21 protein-coding genes are annotated in these 21,140 nt (G+C 69.9%); 7 read left to right on the forward strand and 14 right to left on the reverse strand.

Going from position 1 to position 21,140, the window contains the following annotated elements:
- Position 1: 1 nt before the first annotated feature.
- From BLT27_RS04880 to BLT27_RS04915, 8 genes are all read right to left on the reverse strand, one after another.
- Positions 2–727 carry a ribosome assembly factor SBDS gene (locus BLT27_RS04880; RefSeq protein ID WP_089731919.1) on the reverse strand — a complete coding sequence of 242 codons (726 nt, stop codon included), beginning with the start codon at positions 725–727 and terminating at the stop codon, positions 2–4.
- A 49-nt stretch (positions 728–776) separates the two neighbouring features.
- On the reverse strand, positions 777–1,562 hold the full coding sequence (gene psmA / locus BLT27_RS04885; protein ID WP_089731920.1) for an archaeal proteasome endopeptidase complex subunit alpha: 786 nt from the start codon (positions 1,560–1,562) through the stop codon (positions 777–779).
- 6 nt (positions 1,563–1,568) lie between these two features.
- Positions 1,569–2,048, reverse strand: a complete 480-nt coding sequence (locus BLT27_RS04890) for an Rpp14/Pop5 family protein (RefSeq protein WP_089731921.1) — start codon at positions 2,046–2,048, stop codon at positions 1,569–1,571.
- 54 nt (positions 2,049–2,102) lie between these two features.
- The gene (locus tag BLT27_RS04895; RefSeq protein WP_089731922.1) at positions 2,103–2,717 is read right to left on the reverse strand and encodes a class I SAM-dependent methyltransferase; all 615 of its coding nucleotides are present in this window, start codon (positions 2,715–2,717) and stop codon (positions 2,103–2,105) included.
- Entirely contained in the window at positions 2,698–3,405 is a 708-nt protein-coding gene (locus BLT27_RS04900; protein WP_089731923.1) for an RNase P subunit p30 family protein, read from the reverse strand. The genes BLT27_RS04895 and BLT27_RS04900 overlap by 20 nt, the downstream gene beginning before the upstream one ends.
- A gap of 155 nt (positions 3,406–3,560) precedes the next feature.
- Positions 3,561–4,004, reverse strand: coding sequence for an RNA-binding protein (locus BLT27_RS04905; RefSeq protein WP_089731924.1), 444 nt, complete (start codon positions 4,002–4,004; stop codon positions 3,561–3,563).
- 19 nt (positions 4,005–4,023) lie between these two features.
- Positions 4,024–4,227 carry a DUF1918 domain-containing protein gene (locus BLT27_RS04910; RefSeq protein WP_089731925.1) on the reverse strand — a complete coding sequence of 68 codons (204 nt, stop codon included), beginning with the start codon at positions 4,225–4,227 and terminating at the stop codon, positions 4,024–4,026.
- A gap of 72 nt (positions 4,228–4,299) precedes the next feature.
- The gene (locus BLT27_RS04915) at positions 4,300–4,992 is read right to left on the reverse strand and encodes a type 1 glutamine amidotransferase domain-containing protein (RefSeq protein ID WP_089731926.1); all 693 of its coding nucleotides are present in this window, start codon (positions 4,990–4,992) and stop codon (positions 4,300–4,302) included.
- Between the two features lie 222 nt (positions 4,993–5,214).
- Here BLT27_RS04915 and BLT27_RS04920 point away from each other — a divergent pair, with 222 nt between their 5' ends.
- The gene (locus BLT27_RS04920; RefSeq protein ID WP_089731927.1) at positions 5,215–5,682 is read left to right on the forward strand and encodes a GNAT family N-acetyltransferase; all 468 of its coding nucleotides are present in this window, start codon (positions 5,215–5,217) and stop codon (positions 5,680–5,682) included.
- A 45-nt stretch (positions 5,683–5,727) separates the two neighbouring features.
- Here the strand turns inward: BLT27_RS04920 and BLT27_RS04925 are convergent, their stop codons facing one another.
- The 3 genes from BLT27_RS04925 to pyrB all read right to left on the reverse strand — a co-directional run bounded on the left by BLT27_RS04925 (position 5,728) and on the right by pyrB (position 8,221).
- Positions 5,728–6,609: a hypothetical protein gene (locus BLT27_RS04925; protein WP_089731928.1), complete on the reverse strand. Its 882-nt coding sequence runs from the start codon at positions 6,607–6,609 to the stop codon at positions 5,728–5,730.
- Positions 6,610–6,848: 239 nt separating this feature from the next.
- Complete coding sequence (pyrI, locus tag BLT27_RS04930; RefSeq protein ID WP_089731929.1) at positions 6,849–7,310, reverse strand: aspartate carbamoyltransferase regulatory subunit; 462 nt, start codon at positions 7,308–7,310, stop codon at positions 6,849–6,851.
- Positions 7,307–8,221: an aspartate carbamoyltransferase gene (gene pyrB, locus BLT27_RS04935; protein WP_089731930.1), complete on the reverse strand. Its 915-nt coding sequence runs from the start codon at positions 8,219–8,221 to the stop codon at positions 7,307–7,309. The genes pyrI and pyrB overlap by 4 nt, the downstream gene beginning before the upstream one ends.
- 227 nt (positions 8,222–8,448) lie before the next feature.
- Here pyrB and BLT27_RS04940 point away from each other — a divergent pair, with 227 nt between their 5' ends.
- Genes BLT27_RS04940 through BLT27_RS04950 form a run of 3 tightly spaced genes read left to right on the forward strand, consistent with a single transcriptional unit; the run spans position 8,449 to position 12,032 of the window.
- The gene (locus tag BLT27_RS04940; protein ID WP_089731931.1) at positions 8,449–9,723 is read left to right on the forward strand and encodes a Single-stranded DNA binding protein; all 1,275 of its coding nucleotides are present in this window, start codon (positions 8,449–8,451) and stop codon (positions 9,721–9,723) included.
- The gene (locus BLT27_RS04945; protein WP_089731932.1) at positions 9,720–11,291 is read left to right on the forward strand and encodes a hypothetical protein; all 1,572 of its coding nucleotides are present in this window, start codon (positions 9,720–9,722) and stop codon (positions 11,289–11,291) included. The genes BLT27_RS04940 and BLT27_RS04945 overlap by 4 nt, the downstream gene beginning before the upstream one ends.
- A gap of 3 nt (positions 11,292–11,294) precedes the next feature.
- Positions 11,295–12,032: a metallophosphoesterase gene (locus BLT27_RS04950; RefSeq protein ID WP_089731933.1), complete on the forward strand. Its 738-nt coding sequence runs from the start codon at positions 11,295–11,297 to the stop codon at positions 12,030–12,032.
- Here the strand turns inward: BLT27_RS04950 and BLT27_RS04955 are convergent.
- A complete protein-coding gene (locus tag BLT27_RS04955) occupies positions 12,029–13,330 on the reverse strand; it encodes a hypothetical protein (RefSeq protein ID WP_175526383.1) in 1,302 nt (433 codons plus the stop codon). The two genes, BLT27_RS04950 and BLT27_RS04955, sit on opposite strands and share 4 nt — an antisense overlap.
- A gap of 160 nt (positions 13,331–13,490) precedes the next feature.
- Between BLT27_RS04955 and BLT27_RS04960 the strand changes: the two genes are divergently transcribed.
- Together BLT27_RS04960 and BLT27_RS04965 are read left to right on the forward strand one after the other, a co-directional pair.
- Positions 13,491–16,322 carry a DEAD/DEAH box helicase gene (locus tag BLT27_RS04960; RefSeq protein WP_089731935.1) on the forward strand — a complete coding sequence of 944 codons (2,832 nt, stop codon included), beginning with the start codon at positions 13,491–13,493 and terminating at the stop codon, positions 16,320–16,322.
- Positions 16,323–16,645: 323 nt separating this feature from the next.
- Positions 16,646–17,308: a protein sorting system archaetidylserine decarboxylase gene (locus BLT27_RS04965; RefSeq protein WP_089731936.1), complete on the forward strand. Its 663-nt coding sequence runs from the start codon at positions 16,646–16,648 to the stop codon at positions 17,306–17,308.
- Between the two features lie 5 nt (positions 17,309–17,313).
- Here BLT27_RS04965 and BLT27_RS04970 read toward each other — a convergent pair whose 3' ends face one another.
- Entirely contained in the window at positions 17,314–17,604 is a 291-nt protein-coding gene (locus BLT27_RS04970; RefSeq protein ID WP_089731937.1) for a hypothetical protein, read from the reverse strand.
- Positions 17,605–17,689: 85 nt separating this feature from the next.
- On the opposite strand from BLT27_RS04970, the gene BLT27_RS04975 reads away from it, so the two are divergent.
- Positions 17,690–18,823: a hypothetical protein gene (locus BLT27_RS04975; RefSeq protein WP_089731938.1), complete on the forward strand. Its 1,134-nt coding sequence runs from the start codon at positions 17,690–17,692 to the stop codon at positions 18,821–18,823.
- A gap of 79 nt (positions 18,824–18,902) precedes the next feature.
- Here BLT27_RS04975 and BLT27_RS04980 read toward each other — a convergent pair whose 3' ends face one another.
- Positions 18,903–21,110, reverse strand: a complete 2,208-nt coding sequence (locus tag BLT27_RS04980; RefSeq protein WP_089731939.1) for an AAA family ATPase — start codon at positions 21,108–21,110, stop codon at positions 18,903–18,905.
- Between the last annotated feature and the right edge of the window lie 30 nt (positions 21,111–21,140).

Consider the following 21,140-nt stretch of genomic DNA (forward strand, 5'->3'; position numbering starts at 1 on the left):
CTTACCGCGTGCTCAGCTCGTCCTCGTCCTTGACGATCTGGGTCTCGGCGGTGCCGCTGGTCCGGTCGTTGACCATGTCGTAGAAGTCGTTCTGCATCCCCGCCGGGAAGCGCACGACGCCGATCCACGAGCCGTCGTTCTGCCACTCCTCCCGTTCGAGTTCGCCGTAGCCCCGGACCTGCGCCTGCGTGCTGCCGGCGTAGTCGGCGGGGACGTGGACCGCGACGGTCACCTCGTCGAACCGGATGGGGATGACCGGCCGGAGCGCGTCGAGCGCCTCGTCCACCTGGCTCTCGACGGGCTCCATCGGCTCGACCGTGAACCCGGCCTGCTCCAGCGCGGACTCGATGCGCTCCGGCGGGTGGGGCGCGTCGTCCATCTGCGGGTTGACCGCGTTCCGTGCGATCTTGTTCACCAGCTGCTTGCGCTTCTGTTCCTGCATCTCGCGGCGCTGGTCGGCCGTGATCTGTATCTCCCCCCGCTGGATGACCATCGGGATGATCTCCATCGGGTCTGTGGTCTCGAACACCGTCTCGAGGTCGTCCTCGGCGGGGCGGTCGCCGCGCGAAGCGTCCTCGAACACGTCCTCGGCCGCGATGACGTCCTCGAGGTCGCCCTCGAACTCGTCTCGTTTTATCTCCAGGGCGGCGTCCGGGTCGACGAGAACCTCGAACCGCGCACCGTGGCTCTCCAGTCGCGCGGTCACCGCTTCGTCGAGCGAAATCATACCCGAACCTTACGCGGGGTGGTTAAAAAGCTGTTTCCCGTGACGAGGGTTACTCCTCGGAGTCCTCGTCCGCGGCGTCGTCCTCGTCGGCGGTGTCGTCTTCATCGGCCGCCAGCAGGTCGAAGGACTCGAGGTACTCCCCGACCTCGTCGTCGGTCAGCTGCACGAACTGCTCCGACTCGGCGTCGACGGTCGCCATTCCGACGCCCTCCGGACGCAGGCCGTCTTCGTTGGCCGTCGCGAGCGCTGAGAGGGCCAGCTCGATGCCGCCCTCGAGGTCCGCCGTCTCGTCGTAGTTCGTCTCGAGGTACTCCTGTATCTCGCCGCGGTCCGCGCCGACCGCGAGCGCCTTCCACTCGTAGGGCGTCCCCGACGGGTCGGTCTCGAAGAGGCGGGGCTCGCCGTCCTCGATGCCGCCGACGATGAGCGCGACGCCGAACGGCCGCGCGCCGCCGACCTGCGTGTACTGCTGGATGTGGTCGGTGACATCCTTCGTCAGCGTCTCGACGCCGATGGGTTCGCCGTAGCGGAGCTGGTTGACCTGTGCGTCACGGCGGGCGAAGTCGATGAGCTTGCGCGCGTCGGCGACGTGGCCCGCACTGGCGATGCCGATGTGGTCGTCGGCCTTGTGAATCTTCTCGACGCTGGTGCGCTCCATCAGCGGGGAGCGGATGCGCTTGTCGACCGCGAGGACGACCCCCTCCGCTGTTCGGACGCCGATGCTCGCCGTCCCGCGCTTGACCGCTTCGCGGGCGTACTCGACCTGGTAGAGGCGCCCGTCCGGGGAGAAGATGGTGATGCCCCGGTCGTACGCCTGCTGTTGTTGTCCCTGCATTGTGTGTCACTCGAAATCCGTGTTCGTCGCGCCGACGTACCGGTCGTCGACCCGCACGTCGAGAACGCCGTTTCGCTCGACTGCCGGTACCTCGCCGCCCTCGAACGCGACGGTTCTCTGGGCCGAGGGTTGCCTCGGCCGTCCTAAATACTTTTCTTCACAGGCCCGTATCGTCCCCGAAATCCCGCGGACGACGACGCCGAGGTCGTGGCCGTCGACGCTCGCCACGCAGGCCAGCGCGGCCCGGGCGGCGTCCGCGTGCCCGTGCCGTGCGCGGACGATGGCCTCGCCCGCCCCGTCCGAGAACTCGAACCGGACGACCGTGCAGTCGGCGTCGGCGCTGCCGGGGTCGCCCAGCAGATTCCCCGCCGCGTACCAGAGCTCGCGCTGGAACGACCGCCGCGAGAGCGAGGCGTCGGGCGTCGACGCCAGCTCGACCGCGAGGTAGCGATAGCGCGGTCGGAGGTGTTTGGGCAGATGTTTCACTGGGAGCGTGTTGGGCCGGCGTCGGTTTGAATCCCCCGAAGTCGGCGGTCCGGCTCAGACCCGCTCGCCGACGAGGACGCCGACCTGGTCGTGGACCGGCTCGACCGCGATGAGCGCGTAGCCCGCGTCGGTGAAGCAGTCCGCCAGGTGACCGACCGTGGAGGGGTCGTCGACCTCGGGCGAGTAGAACGGCTCCGCCGGGTCGGGCTCGCCGAAGAACATCACGTCGCCGAGGACGATGCGGTCCGGGCCGAGCGAGCCGAGCACGTCGATGGCCTCGCGCTTCTCCTCGTCGGAGAGGTGGTGCATCGCGAAGTTCGAGACGACGACGTCGACCTCGTCGTCGTAGGTGGGCTCGCGGAACGTCCCCTCGCCGAACGCGACGTTCTCCAGGCCGGCCTCGTCGGCCTTCCGGCGCGCCTCGTCGAGCATCCCCTCGCTGATGTCCCGGAAGACGACACTCCCGGCGTCCTCGGCGAGGGAGAGCCCGATTGCGCCGGTGCCACAGCCCACGTCGAGGACCGTCTCGGTGCCCGAGAGGGCGTCGCGGGCGTGGTCCAGCACCAGCGAGACGCAGGCGCGGTACTCGTCGGTCTGGTTGTGCTCGTCGTCGTACTCGGCGGCGACCTCGTCGAACCGGGCCGCGTGTTCATCGATCGACTTCTTCATACCGCCCTCTACGCACGCCGGGCTCAATGAAGGACTCGGACTGGCGCTCCCGGTTCCGGTCGGCGAGCCGACCCCACTCGGCCAGCCCCTCGCGGATGCGCTTCGCGCCGAGCCCGATGGTCTCGCCGACCGCGGCGAGTTCGCGCGGGGCCCGCAGGTGGAGGTGGCTCGTCGGGTCGACGCTCACGACGTACGGCACGTCGAACTGGTCGACCAGCTCGGCGAGCTTCGTCAGGCCACGGAGTGCCTGCACCCGCCCGCCGCCCGAGAGCCGGCAGACCCGGCTCAGGTCGAACTCGAGCCGCACGCCGTTCTCGACGGCGGCCTTCGCCAGGACGTGGTTCACGTCGCCATCGTCGCGCATCGGGTGGGCGAGTACGTCGACACGGTCCTGCTCGACCGCGAACCGGTTCATCGCGTTCGTCCCGCCGTGGACCAGCAACAGGGTGTGGTCGCCCCGGTAGTTCCCGACGTAGCCGCTCGCCTGCGAGGGGTCCTCGGCGCGGATCTCCATCCCCCGCACCACGTCGATGCCCGTCTCCTCGCGGATGCGCCCGGCGTCGTACTCGGTGCGGGCGTCACCGTGGTTGCGCACCACGACCCCGTCGAAGCCGTAGCTCGCGGCCGTGCGGGCGTAGCGGGCGACGGTCGCGTCGCCGTCCGGGTGTGCGTGGACGGCCTCGTACATGGCTCGTCGTCTCTCGGGGGATTCCCTTAGGGTTCCGGTTCCGTGTCGAGACCACGGGTGAGGGGTTCCACTCAGTGTGCGCTTTTCCGAGAACCGTCGCTCTCCGGACAGTCGAGCGGTTCCAGTCGGCAGAAGCGGCGTCGGCGACCGCCGCGTTACTCGTCGCCGTCGTCGGCCAGCAGCTCCAACGTCTCCTCGGCGTTCACGACCGCCTTCTCGCGCTTCGCCGGGTACGCCTCGACCTTCGCGCGGAACGTGATGCCGTCACCGAGGACAGTCTCGCCGGAGAAGGCGGCCTGCTTGTCGAGGTGGACGAAGAACTCGCAGTTCTCGGTGACGCGGTCGTCGAGCTCGTCGACCAGCCGGTCCACCTCGGGCGCCTCGGCCAGTTTCGAGAGGACGTGGCGCACGTCGTCGGCGTTCTCGACGCGAGCGGAGAGCACGACGATGCGGTCGCCGTGGTGGCCCTCGCTCTCGGCCCGCTCCAGCTCGAACTCCTCGGGGAGGTAGTGACGGAGGGCGGCCTCGACGCGCTTCTCGTCCTCCGTCGCGTAGCAGAACGCACGGAGGTCGACGTAGTGGAACGGGACCGAAGCCATGGTGGAGGGGGTAGCCGCGTTACTCCTCGTCGTCTTCGTCGTCGGCCTCGGCGGCCTCGAGCTGGTCCTCGGGGATGCCCTGCTCCTGGCCGTCCTCGAAGGAGACGGTGTAGGTGGCGTCGCCGAACATCGTGTCCATGACCTGCGTGATGGTGCCTGTCTCGCCGTCGAACTCGCTGTGCTTGTCGTGCAGGACGACGGTGTCGTCTTCCTCGAAGCTCATGCCCCGAGCTATCCGTGGCGGCGATAAAAAGGGACTGATTCGCTGCGGGTCGACGCGACGGTCCGAACCGACTCAGACGGGGGTCTCGACACCGAGTTCGGCGAGCAGCGTCGCGGCGGCGGCCGACGAGGACGGCGGGCCACGACCGGTGATGAGGTCGCCGTCGACAGTCACCGACGTGTCCGAATCGAGCTCCGCGTCCCAGTCCGCCCCGGCGGCGACGACCTCGTCCTCGACCCAGTAGGGGAGTTTCCGTCCGTCAGGCATGATGTCGTGCTCGTCGACGATGTCGGCCTCCCAGGCGTTCGGGAAGCCGGTGACGGAGCGGCCGTCGACGAGGAACCCACCGTCCGCGTCGCGCGTGAACGCGAGGATGCCGACCGCGTGGCAGACGACGAGCGCCTTGCCCTCGTCGCCGGCGACCGCGTCACGCAGGAGGTCGCGGGCGTGGTGGTCCTGGTTCACGTCCCAGACCGTGCCGTGGCCGCCGGGGAACACGACCGCGTCGTAGTCCTCGGCCTCGACCGTCGCGAGTGGCTCCGGGTCGTTGAGTCGCTCGTCCGTCTCGTGTATCTCCCGGGCCTCCTGCGCGTACGTCTCGCCGACCTCCTCCGGGTCGAGCGAGCGCTCGTCGACGACCGGCGGGTCGCCGTCGGGTGTGGCCACGGTCACGTCGACCTCGGCCGCGGTCAGCGTGGTCAGCGGCTCGATGCACTCCTCTGCCCAGTATCCTTCCTGACTGACGACGAACAGTGCAGAACTCATTCCAGCCCCGCTAGGCCACGGAGCCTTTTCAGGGTCGAGGAACCGGCTCGCCATGCCGTATCCGTCTCGTGTGATACGTTCGCGGACCGGCGAAACGCCGAAGTGGACGGCCCGAGCAGGGCCAGTCGTGACCCGCGACTGATGCCGGACGGGTGGCCCGGCCGTGGCATGCCCGTTCACGACCAGTATCGTGCTCGACCGCCCGCGAAGTGACAGCCACCCATGGAGATACGCGACCCACGACCCGACGAACACGACCGCATCGGCACCGAACTCCTCCGCCCGGGCTACCTCGACGCCGAGAAGCGCGAACCGGAGTACTGCAACCTGACCGACCAGGCACGGGCCACACCCAGCCTCGACAGCTGGCTGGACGACGACGACCGGACCATCCTCGTCGCCGTCGCCGACGACGGCGAGCTGGTCGGCAGCGTCTCCGGGGCAGTGTCGCCGACGCCACCCATCTACGACCGCCCGCCGGTGGTCTACTGCGACGGGCTATATGTCAAACCCGACTACCGCCGCGGGGGCGTCGCGACCGACCTGCTCGACCGGCTCGTCGACTGGGGCCGCGAGCGCGGCTGCGGCTTCTTCTCGCTCTCCGTCCACGTCGACAACGACAGCGCGACCGAGTTCTTCCGGGACTACGGCATGGAGCAGGCGTACCGCTCGATGCGCACGAGCATCTGAGCCGGGGTGCTCACCCGTACACCCCCGTCACGCCCGCGGTCCGGCCTACGCCACGTCGCCGAACGTCTGCCCGTCCTGTGAATCGGCCTTCATCCGGCGGACCGTCGCCCGCGCCTGGCTCGCATCGTAGCCGAAGTAGACGTCCTCGGCGTACTCGTCGGCGACCTCCGTCGCGTGGGCGAGGCTGTCGATGTCGATGTCGACCGCGTACAGCTCGATGGAGAACGGTTTCGAGAGCGCGTCGACGAACCCGCTCGCGATGACCTCCAGCCAGTAGGTCGTCGAGTACGCCATGTCGTACAGCGGGACGACGAACTCGTCGACGTGCTCGGCGATGGCGTCGAGGTCGAGCCCCGCCCGCCGGTACAGGTGCTCCGGGTACGGGTCGGGGTAGAGCGTGAAGTACGTCTTCCCGGGGATGCGGTCGGCTGCCTCGCCGACGAACGCCGTGATGACGTCGGCGCGCCAGTCGAACCGGTCCGCGTCGGGGGCATCGCGGAGTTCGTAGTCGGCGGGGTCGCCGCCGTCGCGGTCGGCCCGCCACTGCGCGTACGACTCCCGGCAGTGCTCGCAGTAGCAGTACTCCTCGCGGGGGAAGCCCACGTCGTCCAGCCGCACGGCCTCGTTGGCGTCGGCACAGTCGGCGATTGTCTCGAGGAGCCCCGCCCGATAGCGTTCCCGTGTCGGACAGATGTAGCCCCAGTCGAAGTATGGCTGCTCCCGCGTCGCGGACTCGCCCTCGTCGCTGACGGGGACGAGGTCGGGTTTCGCCTCGCCCGCGGCAGTGTCGCCGAAGCAGGAGACCATGTTCACGGCCGCATCGACCGGCTCGACGGCCCGACCGGTCACGTCCTTGACCTCGTAGAACCCCAGCTCGAACTCCGCCCAGTCGAGCTCCTCCTCGTTGCGCGTGACGACGCCGTACATACCAGTGGCTAGGGAGTGTTGGCGGGGTAAGTGGTTCGAAAGAGGCGGGCTACTCTTCGTCGAGGTCGTAGTCGACTTCGACCGTGGAACCGCCGCTGGTGACCATCTTGTACACGAGCGCTGCAACGATCAGGGCGAGCAGGAGTTTCACCTTCTTCGACATGGGAACACGTTCGTCCGGTGACTATTTAGTCCTTTCCGAACGGGTTTCCTTCCCGACCAGCGAGGCGGCGAATTAGCTAGTCCCCACCGATGTGGTTCGCGATGTCCTCGCGGACGATCTGCTCGCAGAACTCACAGCGAACGCCGTCCCGCAGCACGGCGAAACGTGTCTCGACCGGCTCGTCGGCGTTGGTGATGCAGTTGTGGTTCGGACACGACAGCACGCCGGTGACGGTCTCGGGGCGGTCCACCCGATGCTTCTCGACGACGTCGTACTCGCGGACGATGTTGATGGTCGCGTCGGGCGCGATGAGCGAGAGCACGTCGACCTCGTCCTGGCTCAGCTCGCGGCCCTCGACCTTCACGACGTCCTTCGTCGCGAGCGTGTCCGAGGGAACGTTCATCCCGATGGACACCTGCTCGCCGCCGCTCCCGTCGATGCCGAGGATGGCCAGCACGTTCAGCGCCTGGCCGCCGTGGACGTGGTCGATGACGGTGCCGTTCTCGATCTTCGAGACGCGAAGCTGTTTGTCGGTCATGCTGAATCCTCCAGCAGCAGGTCGAGCAGCGCCATCCTGACCGGGACGCCGTTGTGTGCCTGTTCGAAGTACCGCGCGTAGTCGGTGCCGTCTATCTCCGGGGCGATCTCGTCGACGCGCGGGAGCGGGTGCATCACCGTGAGGTCGTCGCTCGCCGCCTGGAGCGTCCCGGCGTCGATCTGGTACTCGCCGGCGATGCGGTGGTACTCGTTCTCGTCGGGGAAGCGCTCGCGCTGGATGCGCGTGACGTAGAGGACGTCGAGCTGTGGCAGCACCTCCTCGATGTCGGTGTGCTCGCGCACCGTCGCACCCGCCTCGTGCAGGTCGTACCGGACGGAGCGAGGCAGTTTGAGTGACTCCGGCGAGACGAAGTGCTGGGTCGCGTCGAAGTTCGTCAGCGCGGTGGCGAGGGAGTGGACGGTCCGCCCGTACTTCAGGTCGCCCATGATGCCGATGGTGAGGTCGTCCAGTCCGGCGTTCTCGCGGATGGTGTACAGGTCGAGCAGTGTCTGTGTCGGGTGGTGGCCCGCCCCGTCGCCGGCGTTGACGAGGGGCACGTCCACGAACTCGCTCGCCATCTTCGCCGCACCCATCAGCGGGTGACGCAGGACGAGCGCGTCCGTGTAGCCCTCGACGACGCGGACGGTGTCAGCGAGCGACTCCCCCTTCTTCACCGACGACGAGTCGACGGAGCCCATGTCGACGACGTCGCCGCCGAGACGCTTCATCGCCGCCTCGAAGCTCATCTTCGTGCGCGTGCTCGGCTCGAAGAAGCAGAGCCCGAGGAGCGTTCCGGCGTGTCGCTGGCCGAACGACGCCGGGTTCGCGTCCACCTCGGCCGCGCGGTCGAGGACGAGCTCGATGTCCTCCCGCGTGAGTTGGTTCGCCGTCAGCAGGTGGTCGTGACGCATCGAGTGAACAGGGTCCGGCGGCGGACTTGAATCCAACCATCTCGTGCCGAGCCCGGGCTCGCCGAGCCCGCGCGGGTGGACCCGCTCGAGAGGACGACCGTCGGCACGACGTGGCTCCAACCCGTGTTCTCTCCGGACGCGGGCATCGCGACCGATGTGCGGTCCGCGACGGGCTGCTGAGACGCTTGCCACGAATCCTTTTATGGGAACGCGACCAACCCGCGGGCATGAGTCTCGACGACCGCGCCGAGGAGCTCGCCTCCGACCTCGGTGTCGACAAAGCGGAGGTCAAATCGGACCTCGAGAACCTGGTGTCGTACAGCGTCCCGATAGACGAAGCCGTCCAGAGCCTCCGCCGCAAGTACGGGGACGGTGGCGGTGGCGGCGGCAGCGCGCCCTCCGAGAAGGACATCGGGGACGTGACTACCGACGACAGCAGCGTCAGCCTCACAGCGCGCGTGCTCACGGTCGGGAAGCGCTCCATCCAGACCCAGGGCGAACAGCAGGACATCTTCGAGGGCGAACTCGCCGACGAGACGGGGACGCTGTCCTACACCGCGTGGACCGACTTCGGGCTGAGCGCGGGCGACACCGTCCAGGTCGGCAACGCCGGCGTGCGCGAGTGGGACGGCGAGCCCGAGCTCAACCTCGGCGAGAGCACGTCGCTGTCGTTCCTCGACGACGAACTCGACGTTCCCTACGAGGTCGGCGGCGGTGCGACGCTGCACGAGCTCCAGTCCGGCGACCGCGGCGTCACGGTCGAGGTCGCCGTCGAGGAGGTGGAGCGACGGACCATCGACGGCCGCGAGGGCGAGACCGACATCCTCAGTGGCGTCCTCGGCGACGAGTCCGGCCGCCTGCCGTTCACCGCGTGGGAGCCCCACGAGGCCATCGAGAACGGCGACCCCGTCAGAATCGAGAACGCCTACGTCCGCGAGTACCGCGGCGTGCCCGAGGTCAACGTCTCGGAGTACTCCACCGTCACGCCGCTCGACCGGGACATCGAGGTCGGCGAGGACGCCACGCAGGTCTCCATCGCGGAGGCCATCGCGGCCGGCGGGATGTACGACGTCGAGCTCGTCGGCGACGTGCTCGCCGTGCGGGACGGTTCCGGGCTCATCGAGCGCTGCCCGGAGTGCAACCGCATCGTACAGAACGGCCAGTGCCGCAGCCACGGCGACGTAGAGGGTGAGGACGACCTGCGCGTGAAGGCCATCCTCGACGACGGCACCGCCACCGTCACCGTCGTCCTCGACCGCGAGCTGACCGAGGACGTGTACGACGGCACCCTCGACGACGCCAAGGAGCAGGCCCGCGACGCGATGGACAAGGAGGTCGTCGCCGAGGACATCCGCAGGAACATCGTCGGGTTCGAGTACCGGGTGCGGGGCCACTTCTCGGTCGACGACTACGGCGCGAACTGCGACGCGACGAGCTTCGAGCGGACCGACGACGACCCCGCAGACCGTGCTCGGGCGCTCCTCGAGGAGGTGACGGCATGAGCGACATCCAGCGCCGCGAGACCGCCTACCGGCTGTTCGCCGCGGAGTTCGACGACGCGACCCTGTCGCACCAGGAGGCCGACGAGGAGCGCGCCCCGAACTACGTCATCACCCCGACCGGCGCGCGTGTCAACCGACTCTTCGCGGTCGGCGTGCTCACCGAGGTCGAGTCCGTCAACGACGACGTGCTCCGGGGGCGCATCGTCGACCCGACCGGTGCGTTCGTCGTCTACGCCGGCCAGTACCAGCCGGACGAGATGGCCGCACTCGAGCAACTGGACACGCCCGCCTTCGTCGCGGTGACGGGGAAGGCGCGGACCTTCTCGCCGGACGACTCCGACCGCGTGTACACGTCGGTCCGCCCGGAGAGCATCACCCAGGTCGACGCCGCCACGCGCGACCGCTGGGTGGTCGACACGGCCGAGCAGACGCTCGAACGCGTCGCCACCTACGCCGGCGCGGCCGCCCTCGAGGAGCGCGGCGACGACCTGCGCGTCGCCCTGCAGTCCCGTGGGGTCCCGCCGGGACTCGCGGACGGCATCCCCCGCGCGATGGCCCACTACGGGACCACCGCGGCCTACCTCTCGCGACTCCGCGAGACCGCCCTCGACGCGGTCCGCGTGGTCACCGGCGACCGCGACGAGGCCACCGCCGTCACCATCGACCCGGACGACGAGGGTGACGACGCCGCGACCTGGGCGGACCTCCGTGACGAGGACCGCGCCGCGTTCGGCTCGCCGCTGGGCGAGGCTGAGCCCGTCGAACCCGCGGGCACGGACGATGAAGAAGCCGACGAGGTAGCCGAGAAGGAACCGGTCTCCACCGACGCCGGAGCCACGAGCGAGCCGGACTCGGCAGCCGGCGACGACGGGTCGGCCGACGAGCCCGACGAGAACGAACCCGCGGCGAGCGAGCCCGAACCGGAGTCCGCCGAGGCGACGGACGAGGTCGACGCCCCGGCCGGGACTGGTGCCACGGAACCGGGCGACGCCGAGAGCGAGTCCGAGGACGATGACGCCGGCGGCATCGGCGACTTCGAGCCGGGTGACCTCGGCGACGACGCGGACCGCGAGGAGGACGCCAACACCGGAGACGCGACCGCCGAAGCAGACGCATCCCCCGCGGCTGACGACGGCGGGATGTACGAGATGGACGAGGCGGAGCGCGAGGAGATCGAGGACGAGTTCGGCACCGAGTTCTCCAGCGGGAACGACGTGGCTGACCCCGGCGAGGCCGGCATCGAGACGCCCGAACCCGAGGCGGACGCAGAGCCCGCCGCGGAGCCGGCGACGGATGACTCAACGGCTACCGCCGACGAATCCGACGCCGAGCCGGCCGAAGCCGATGGCGAGGGTGACGAACCCGCTGCGGATGTCGACCTCGAGGCGCACCTGCTCGACGTGATGGCGGAACTGGACGACGGCGACGGGGCGGACCGCGCCGAACTCGTCGACCGCGTCGCCAGCGAGACCGGGACGTCCGAGGAGGCGGTCGAGGACGCCATCCAGGACGCGCTCATCGGCGGGCAGTGCTACGAACCGGGCGACGACCGTCTGAAGGCGATCTGAGCGATGGCGAGCGTCGAGCCGGTGCCGGACCGGCCGGCCGCCGTCGTCGACACCGGGACCGAGCACGCACTCGTCGTCGCGGACTTCCACGCCGGCATCGAGGCCGGACTCAGGGTAGAGAGCGGCGTCCACGTCGCCAGCCGCGCCGAGGAGCGTCGCGAGGTGGTCCACGCGATGCTCGATTCGGTCGACCCCGACCGCTTCGTGGTCCTCGGCGACTTCATGCACTCCATCGGCGGCCCCGGCGGAGCGGAGCGTGGCGAGATAGAGGTGTTGCTCGAAGCCATCGACGTCCCGACGACCGTCGTCAAGGGCAACCACGACGGCGACATCGAGTCGTGGGTCGACGCAGCCGTGACCGACGGCACCGGCGTCAGGCTCGGCGACGTCGGGTTCACCCACGGTCACACCTGGCCCGCCCCGGAGGTACTGGCCGCCGATATCGTCTGCGTCGGCCACGAGCACCCCTGCGTGCGGCTGACCGACGAGGTCGGCGGGAGCCGTATCGAACGCGTCTGGCTCCGCGGCCCGCTCGACCGCGAGCCGTTCAGCGAGCGGGACCTCGACCACGACTGGTCGGGGCCCGAACTCGTGGTCTTCCCGGCGTTCAACGACCTCTGCGGTGGGACGTGGGTGAACGTGAACGAGAACTTCCTCGCGCCGTTCCTCCCGGAGGCGCTGCCGAGCGCCCAGGCGTACTTGCTCGACGGGACGCGGCTCGGCGGCTACGGTCGCGTCTAGTCGTCGGTGTCGGGCTCCACGGCGGGCTCGCTGTCCCCCTCCCGAACGTCCGCGGGTTCGCCGTCCAGCTCGTCGAGTTCGGCCTCCAGATCGGCGACGTGGTCCGCGAGCCGGCCGATCTCCTCCTGCAGGGTGTGGAGCTCGCCGTCGTCGGCGTCCCCGGCGACCGTGGCGGCGTCGACCTCGCCCTCGACGAGCTCTGTGATGGTGAACTCGTCACCGTCCGGACCGGGGAACTCCGTCTCGTCGAGCTCGGCCTCCAGCTCGGCGGCGTCGACCGGGTCGAAATCCGCGGCCAGTTCCTCGAACGTCTCGACGACGTCGTCGATGACCGGTTCGGCCGCCTCGTCCTCGGCCGTGACCGGCGAGACGAACACGTCGACCACCTGCGGACGGTCGACCAGTGCCTCGACGATGCGCCCCGCTGACTGGTCGGTGACGACGACCGCGTCGACGATGTCCCGTCGGCCGTCGCCGGTGACCTGACGGCCGTCGATCTCGAAGGCGTTCGCGAGTTCCTGTGCGACGACGACCGCGCCACCGCCGTGGTAGCTGTCGCGTGTCTCGACGCGGACGAGGTGGCTCCCTGGCGAGACGGGCTGGTCGAGGAGGTCGTCGACGGTCGCCTCCTCCGGCGGCGCCAGCTCGCCGACACCGCCGCGGACGACCGGATGGGGCCAGTCGTTGTCGGGCTCTGGGAGCGCCTCGCGGCCCGGCTCGGTGACGGACGCACCCGATGTGGGTCCGGCCCCTGCCGCCGCGCCGTCGGTGTCGTCCCAGGTGCCACCCGCTGGTGGAGCAGCGACGGGCTGTGACCCGGAACCCGGTCGGTCCGTCGCGGCGTCGGCCGGCGTCGTGAGCGCCCGCTCGACCGCGGCGCGGATCCGCTCGAACGGCTCGTCCGAGGCGAAGCGACCGTCGACACGGAGCAGGTCGGTCTCGACGCCGACCGGTCGGAGCGACGGGGCGTTCGGGTTGGAGGTGACTCGCAGGTGTGGCTGGCCGAGGAAGCCGTAGATGTGGTCGGGTTCGGAGAGCCAGACCATCAGCAGCGTGACGACCGTGTCGCCCGGCGGGACCGAGCCGGTGTAGACGAGCCGACCGTCGTCGAACGCGGTCCACCCCTGGCCGCCGTAGTCGGCGTGGACCGCGACGTGCTCCCGCTGGACCGACTCGGGCAGGCGTTCGGTCAGCCGGACGCCGACGGGGGCGTCCCTCCCGGACTCGAAGGCGAATTTGACCGACGGTAACGGGAGGGTCTCCAGGTCCAGCCCCTTTCTGACGACGACGTCGTCCACCTCGACGTCGACGGTGTACCCCCCATACCACCTGTTGGGCACACGCATTCGGATGTACCACCGTGGCAGAGGGAGATAGTCGCTTTGTCAAAAATCCTGGTTTTTGCTGCCGAAATGAACTGGCGAGCGACTTATTCCCGTCGCGGCGTTAGGACGGGCGATGACGGAGGGAGCGGCCGCGTTCACCGTCCTCGGAAGCGAGGTCAGGGCGGCGCTGTCGGACAGGGGATTCCAGTCGCCGACGCGCACCCAGCGACGAGCACTACCCCCCATCGCGGCGGGCGAGCACACGCTGGTCGTCGCGCCGACGGGGACCGGGAAGACGGAGACCGCGATGCTGCCGGTGTTCGACTCGCTGGTCCGAACCGAGGACGAGGAGCGCGGTACCTACGGCTTCCGGGCGCTCTACATCACGCCGCTCCGGGCGCTGAACCGCGACATGCGCGAGCGACTCGACTGGTGGGGCGAGCAGCTCGGCCTCAACGTCGACGTCCGCCACGGCGACACGACCGACTACCGGCGCTCGAAGCAGGCGAACGACCCGCCGGACGTGCTGGTGACGACGCCGGAGACGGTGCAGGCGATGCTCACCGGGTCGAAGCTCCGGACCGGGCTGGAGTCGCTGGCGCACGTGGTCGTCGACGAGGTGCACGAGCTCGCCGCCTCCAAGCGCGGCGCACAGCTGACCGTCGCGCTCGAACGCCTCCAGGAACTCGCTGGGCCGTTCCAGCGCGTCGGCCTCTCGGCGACGGTCGGCGACCCCGAGGCGGTCGGCGCGTTCCTCACCGGTGGCCGGGGCTGTGCGATACGGCAGGTCGACGTCGGCAGCGACCTCGACGTGTCGGTCGTCGAGCCCGCCGTCGAGGACGGCGACGAACGCCTCGCCAGCGAGCTCGTCACCGACGCGACCGTCGCCAGCCACGTGCGGACGATACTCGACCTCGTCGAGAAGCACGAGTCGACACTGATATTCGTCAACACCCGCCAGACTGCCGAGGCGCTGGGCTCGCGGTTCAAGGAGCTCGACGCAGGTATCGGCGTCCACCACGGCTCGCTCTCGAAGGAGGCCCGCATCGACGTGGAGGACCGGTTCAAGGCCGGGGAGCTCGACGGCCTGCTCTGTACGTCCTCGATGGAGCTCGGCATCGACGTCGGCCGTATCGACCACGTCGTGCAGTACCAGAGCCCTCGCGAGGTCGCCCGACTCCTCCAGCGCGTCGGTCGCGCGGGCCACCGACGCGACGAGGTCTCCTCGGGCACCGTCGTGACGACCCGGGCCGACGACACGTTCGAGGCGCTGGCCATCGCCCGCCGGGCGCGCGACGGCGAGGTCGAGCGCGCGAACATCCACGAGGGCAGCCTCGACGTGGTCGCCAACCAGGTCCCGGGCATCGCGATGGACGCCGAGGAGATATCGATAGCCGCGCTCCACGAACTGTTCACTCGGGCGTACCCCTTCCGGGACCTCTCCGAGGAGGACCTCCGGGCCGTCGTCTCCGAGCTGAAAGGGAACCGCGTGGTCTGGTTCGACGAGGCCGTGGACACCGTCGAGACGACCGGCGGTACCTGGCAGTACGTCTACGCGAACCTCTCGATGATTCCCGACGAGGAGACTTACGACGTCGAGGATGTCGCCAGCGGCCAGCAGGTCGGCACGCTCGACGAGCGCTTCGTCGTGAACTTCGCCAGCGCCGGCGAGGTGTTCGTCCAGCGCGGCGAGATGTGGCGCATCGTCGACGTGGACGACGACGAGTCGACCGTGAAGGTGTCGCCCGTCTCGGACCCCGCCGGCGAGGTGCCGTCGTGGGTCGGCCAGGAGATCCCGGTGCCCGAGGCGGTCGCCCGCGAGGTCGGCTCGATGCGCGACGTGGCGACGCCGCAGTTCGAGCGCGAGGCACCCCGCACAGCTGTCGCCCGGGAGTTCGCGAACCGCTACCCGGCCGACGAGGCGACGCTCGGGAGCGCGCTGGCACAGGTCGAGAACCACGTCGAGGCCGACGCGCCGACGCCGACGGGCGAGCGAATCGTCGTCGAGGGCCGCGGGAACACGTTCGTCGTGAACGCGCCGTTCGGCCACAAGACGAACGCGACGCTGGGCCGGGTGCTCTCCTCGCTGCTCGGCCAGCGGGCGGGCTCGACCGTCGGGCTCGACACGGACCCGTACCGCATCGAGCTGGAGGTGCCGTCGGGGGTGTCGCTGGGCGAGGTGCGCGAGCTGCTGGAGACGACGGACCCGGAGCACGTCGAGGCCATCGTCGAGCTCTCGCTGAAGCGCTCGGACGCGCTGAAGTTCCGGCTCTCGCAGGTGGCGGCGAAGTTCGGCGCGCTCAAGCGCTGGGAGGGCAGCGGCGTCTCCGGCGACAGACTGCTCGCCGCGCTCTCGGACACCCCCATCTACGACGAAGCGGTCCGCGAGGTGTTCCACGAGGACCTCGCGGTCGAGGCCGCCGCCGACGTGCTCCGGTCGGTTCGCGACGGCGACTGCGAGGTGCTCGTCCACGGCGACCGGACCCCGATCGGCACCGACGGTCGCTCCGCCGGCAAGGAGCTGCTGTCGCCCGAGAACGCCGACGCGAGCGTCATCGAGACGGTGAAAGAGCGCATCCGGAACGACCGCGTCATCCTCTTCTGCGTGCACTGTCAGGACTGGAAGCAGAAGACGAAGGTCCGCCGCGTGCGCGACCAGCCCGACTGCCCCGAGTGTGGTTCGACCAGGATCGCCGCGCTCAATCCCTGGGACGAGGAATCCGTCGCGGCGGTGCGTGCCGCGGAGAAGGACGAGGAGCAGGAGCACAAGACGGAACGGGCGTACCAGGCGGCGGGGCTCGTCCAGAGCCACGGCAAACGGGCCGTGATCGCCCTCGCGGCGCGTGGCGTCGGTCCGACGAACGCGGCGCGGGTCATCAACAAACTGCGTGAGGACGAGCAGGCGTTCTACCGGGACCTGCTCGCACAGGAACGGGAGTACGCCCGCACCCAGAGCTTCTGGTGAGTGGTCCCGGCAGACGTACGGTTGGCCGGCCCGGGAGGGGGCGGGTGGGCCGGCCGTCAGCAGTGTGTTCGGAACGCGTAGTCGCAGCTCGGACAGTCGAAGTCGGACGCTGGCCCCGCGAGGGGTGTCGACACCGTGTTCATTCAACCGCAGACGGGACAGTCGGGTGAGTAGTCCATACCGTCCTGTCGTCCGGCGAGGCGATAACCACACGCACGAACCTGTAAGCCGCGACAGGTCGAGCCACTCGTATCAGTTGGACCCGAGGGACGGGCTCGCTCGCTCCCGAAACGCACAAACCCGTCGCCCCCGGTCGTCCAAGCATGCGATTCGTGCCCGACGGCCGTCGGTACGCCGGCCTCCTGTTCGCCGCAGTGCCGGTCGCGACGGTCCTGGCGACTCCCATCGCCGGCGTAGCGTTCGTGCTCGCCGGCGCTGCGACGCTGCACTTCTTCCGCGACCCGCCACGGTCGCCGCCGCCGTCGGGCGTCGTCTCGCCCGCCGACGGCCGCGTCTCGGTCGTCCGCGAGGAGGACGACCGGCTCCGCGTCGGCGTGTTCATGAACGTCACCGACGTCCACGTCAACCGCGCGCCGGTGTCGGGGACCGTCCGCGAGGTCGAGCACGTCCCCGGCGCACACCGCCCGGCGTTCTCGAAGGACTCCGACAAGAACGAGCGCGTCCACATCCGCATCGACGCCGCCGAAACCGCGGCCGCGGGCGAGCCGGGACCGCTCGACGGCACCGAGGTCGAGCTCACCCAGATCGCCGGCGCGTTCGCCCGCCGCATCCATCCGTGGGTCGAGCCGGGCGCGAAGGTCGACCGCGGGGACCGCGTCGGCCACATCGCCTTCGGGAGCCGCGCCGACGTGCTGTTCCCACCCGCGGTCGAGCGGTCAGACCTGCGCGTCGAGAAAGGCGATACCGTGCGTGCCGGCGAGTCGGTGCTCGCGACCGTGGAGTCGGCGACGGCGGAGAGCGACTGAGCCGGTCACTCCCAGCCGACCAGTCCCTTCAGCCACCCGTAGGCGGTCGACGCGACGTACAGCCAGCCGAGCATCAGCACGACGGCGAGCGCGAGCCCGACCAGACCGCTGACGAGGACCAGGGGGTACGACACCTCGTCGACGACCCCGACGTGCTGGACGACCAGATCCGGGAGCTCGACGAAGACGGAGAGGAAGCTCCAGGTCCCGAGCGCGACCCCGACGACACCCGCGAGGAGGAACGCGGCGAGTCCGACCAGCTCCACGAGCCGGACCCGCTCGACGGCGTCGAACATGGGTGGAACTCGTCGCGACGGCCATTAATCGGTTCGGGCGGCCGGGGACGGAACTTTTAGGCTGGGGAGTCCCGTCGGTGGAAGCGTGAACTGGGACTCCCTTCGCGAACGACTCCCGCTGTCAGGCGACGAGGGGAGCGACGCATCCGACGGAACGAGCGAGGGGACGGACGCGCCGGTCCGGACCGATGGCCGGACCACGGACGGCCGACGGGTCACCCGTCGACGCGCGCTCACCGCGCTCGGGACGGTCGGCTTCGCCGGCGGCGCGAAGGCGCTCGACAACGTGGTGGTCGGCTACGGCATCCTCGAGGGCACGAACCTGCTCGACCAGAACCTCGCGACGGTGGTGGGCGAACGACTCCAGCCCCGCAGCACGTGGACGAGCGTCCGCGGCCAGGAGCTCGTGTTCGACGACGGTGTGGCCTTCCTCGAGGGCGACGGCGTCGACGAATCGCTCGACCTCGCGACCGCGACGCGAGGCGACGCACGGGCGCTCGACGAAGAACTCGGCCTCTCGTTGTTCGAGCCGCTGGTCGCTGACCACGACGTCCTCGCGGCGATGGTCGACGAGAACGCCGCCGACGTCGACGGTGTGCGGTTCGAGTTCTCGACGTACGAGCCGTTCTTCGAGCGCGTCCGCGAGGGCGACGCACGCCCCGGCGCGGTCGCCCGGCTGCGCGAGAACCGCTACACGGACGTCGACTCGGCGACCGTCGCGGCGTTCGCCGACGCGGACCCGCGCGAGCCGGAGGCCGTCGTCGACGGCCTCGTCGGCGCGTTCCGCGAACACACCAGCTACGACATCCCGCGCTACGCCGCCGGCTCCGTCGAGGACAACGTCCTGCTCGGCAGCGTGGACCTGCGCCAGCAGTTCGAGTCGCCGACGACCTTCGAGGCGCTGGAGGACGGCCGCAACAGCGGGCTGTTCTGCTACGAGTTCGTCTACCGTTCCGTCGAGGCACTGCACTCGGTATCCGCGTACGAACAGACGACGCCCGTGTTCGGCGGGCGCGTCCACGACGAGCGCCACAAGCACGCCTACACCGCCATCGGGAGCGTGCTCCGCGAGGGCGACGAACTCGTGATTCCGATGACGTTCGTCGACTACACCCACTCCACGCTGTACGACGACCTCGCGCTCCGCGGCGTGATGGGTCGCGGGCTGGAGGCGTACAACGACCGCCACCGCGCGACGGATATCTACTGGAACAACTGACGCCGGCCGGGCGCACCGCGGGTTCGGCGGACGGTGTCACCGCGCCTCTCGTGCCGTGAACCCGACCCGCGGAGTCGCCCTACTGCCCGCGGAGCCGCTCCAGCGCCGCCTCGAAGTCGTCCATCCCGATGACCAGGTCGGCAGTGCGCTCGTTGGCTTCCTCGGGCGGGATGCCCTCGGCGATCTCCCGGATCGCACGCATCGACGCGGTCCGCACGAGCCCGTCGATGTCCGCACCGGTCATGCCCTCCGTGCGGGCCGCGAGGTCGTCGAGGTCCACGTCGTCGCCGAGCGGTCGGCCCTCGACGGTCACCTCGAAGATCTTCCGGCGTCCGGCCTCGTCCGGTTCGGGCACGAGGATGTGGGTGTCCAGCCTGCCGGGGCGGAGCAGCGCGTCGTCGACGTGGTGCTTGCGGTTCGTCGCCGCCAGCACGACCAGGTTCGGGTTCTCCGCGAGCCCGTCGAGCTCGGTGAGCAGCTGGGAGACGACGCGCTCGGTCACCTCGTTGGTGTCGCTGCCGCGCTGGCCCGCCACGGCGTCAATCTCGTCGAGGAAGACGATGCTCGGTGCGGACTGGCGGGCGCGCTCGAACACCTTCCGGACCGCCTTCTCGGACTCGCCGACGTAGCGGTCGAGCAGCTCGGGGCCGTCCACCCGGATGAAGTTGACGCCGGACTCGCCGGCGAGCGCGCGGGCGAGCAGGGTCTTCCCGGTGCCCGGCGGGCCGTGCAACAGCACGCCAGACGGTGGCGTCGTGTTCGCCGCCTCGAACAGCGGCCCGTACGCCAGCGGCCACTCCACGGCCTCGCGCAGTGTCTCCTTGGCGTCGTCCAGCCCACCCACGTCCGCGAAGTTCACGTTGGGCTTCTCGGCGATGTACTCCCGCATCGCGGAGGGTTCGACCGACGCCAGCGCGGACTCGAAGTCCGAGCGGCCGACCGTTGGGTTGTGGTTCCACTCGCTGCGGGCCTCCTCCTCTGTCGGACGGTTCCGGATGGCGACCATCGCCGCCTCGCTGGCGACGCTGTCGAGGTCCGCCCCGACGAAGCCGTGGGTCCGGCGCGCGATGCGGTCGAGGTCCACGTCGTCGCCGAGGGGCATCCCGCGTGTGTGCACGTCGAGGATCTCCCGACGGCCGTTCTCGTCGGGGACGCCGATCTCGATCTCGCGGTCGAAGCGTCCGCCGCGACGGAGTGCGGGGTCGATGCTGTCGACCCGGTTCGTCGCGCCGATGACGACCACGTCGCCCCGGGACTCGAGCCCGTCCATCAGGCTCAGCAGCTGCGCGACGACGCGGTTCTCCACGTCGCTCTCGTCGTCGCGCTTGCCGGCGATGGAGTCTATCTCGTCGAAGAAGACGATTGCCGGCGAGTCCTCCCGGGCCGCCTGGAACGTCTCGCGGATCTTCTTCTCCGAGTCGCCCTTGTACTTCGACATGACCTCCGGGCCGGAGACGTGGTGGAACGAGGCGTTGACCTCGTTGGCGACGGCCTTCGCGATGAGCGTCTTTCCCGTCCCTGGCGGCCCGTACAGCAGCACCCCCCGCGGTGGGTCGATGCCCAGCTTCCGGAACAGGTCCGGCTCGGACAGCGGCAGCTCGACCATCTCGCGGACGAGCTCGAGCTCGTCGTCCAGTCCACCGATATCCTCGTAGGTGACTCCTGAGGTCGGCTCGCTGGGCTGTGCAGCCGAGGAACCGCCGCTCCCGCGCTCGGCCGTGGCACCGCCGCCGGAAGCGTTCGACTGGCCGCTCGTCTCCGTCTTCGGCGTCGTCGGGGAGCCCGCCCCCTCCACGACGATGCGTGTGCCGGCCGTGATGCGGACCGGCGACTCCGGCGTCGTCTCGGCGATGCGGAACGGCTCCGCCGCGATGCGCTCCAGCCGGATGCGCTCGCCGACGCTGACCGGGTGGCCCTCCAGGTCGCGCGTGATCGCCCGCTCGACGATGCCGTCGGGGACATCACGCAGCGACTCCGGGGGCGAGAGCCGGATGGTCGTCGCGTCCGCGACCTCCTCGGCGTAGACCTGGACCTGGTCGCCGACGTTCGCGCCGGCGTTCGCCCGGGCGTCCGCGTCGATCTGGATGACCCCGTCCGGCACGTCGGCGTCGGCCGGCCACACCTTCAGGACCGTGCGACGCGAGCCCTCGACGAGCACGGTGTCGCCGCTCAACACCCCCAGGTCACGGCGCGCCGACTCCGGGACGCGGGCGACCCCCCGGCCGGCGTCGCGCTTCTCGGCGGCTCGCACCGTCAACAGCACTTCCGTCCCTCCCTCGGCACTCATACAGGTTCCTTTCGGTCGGACGCTCTTGAG

It is taken from the genome of Haloarchaeobius iranensis, assembly GCF_900103505.1.
Taxonomy (GTDB): domain Archaea; phylum Halobacteriota; class Halobacteria; order Halobacteriales; family Natrialbaceae; genus Haloarchaeobius; species Haloarchaeobius iranensis.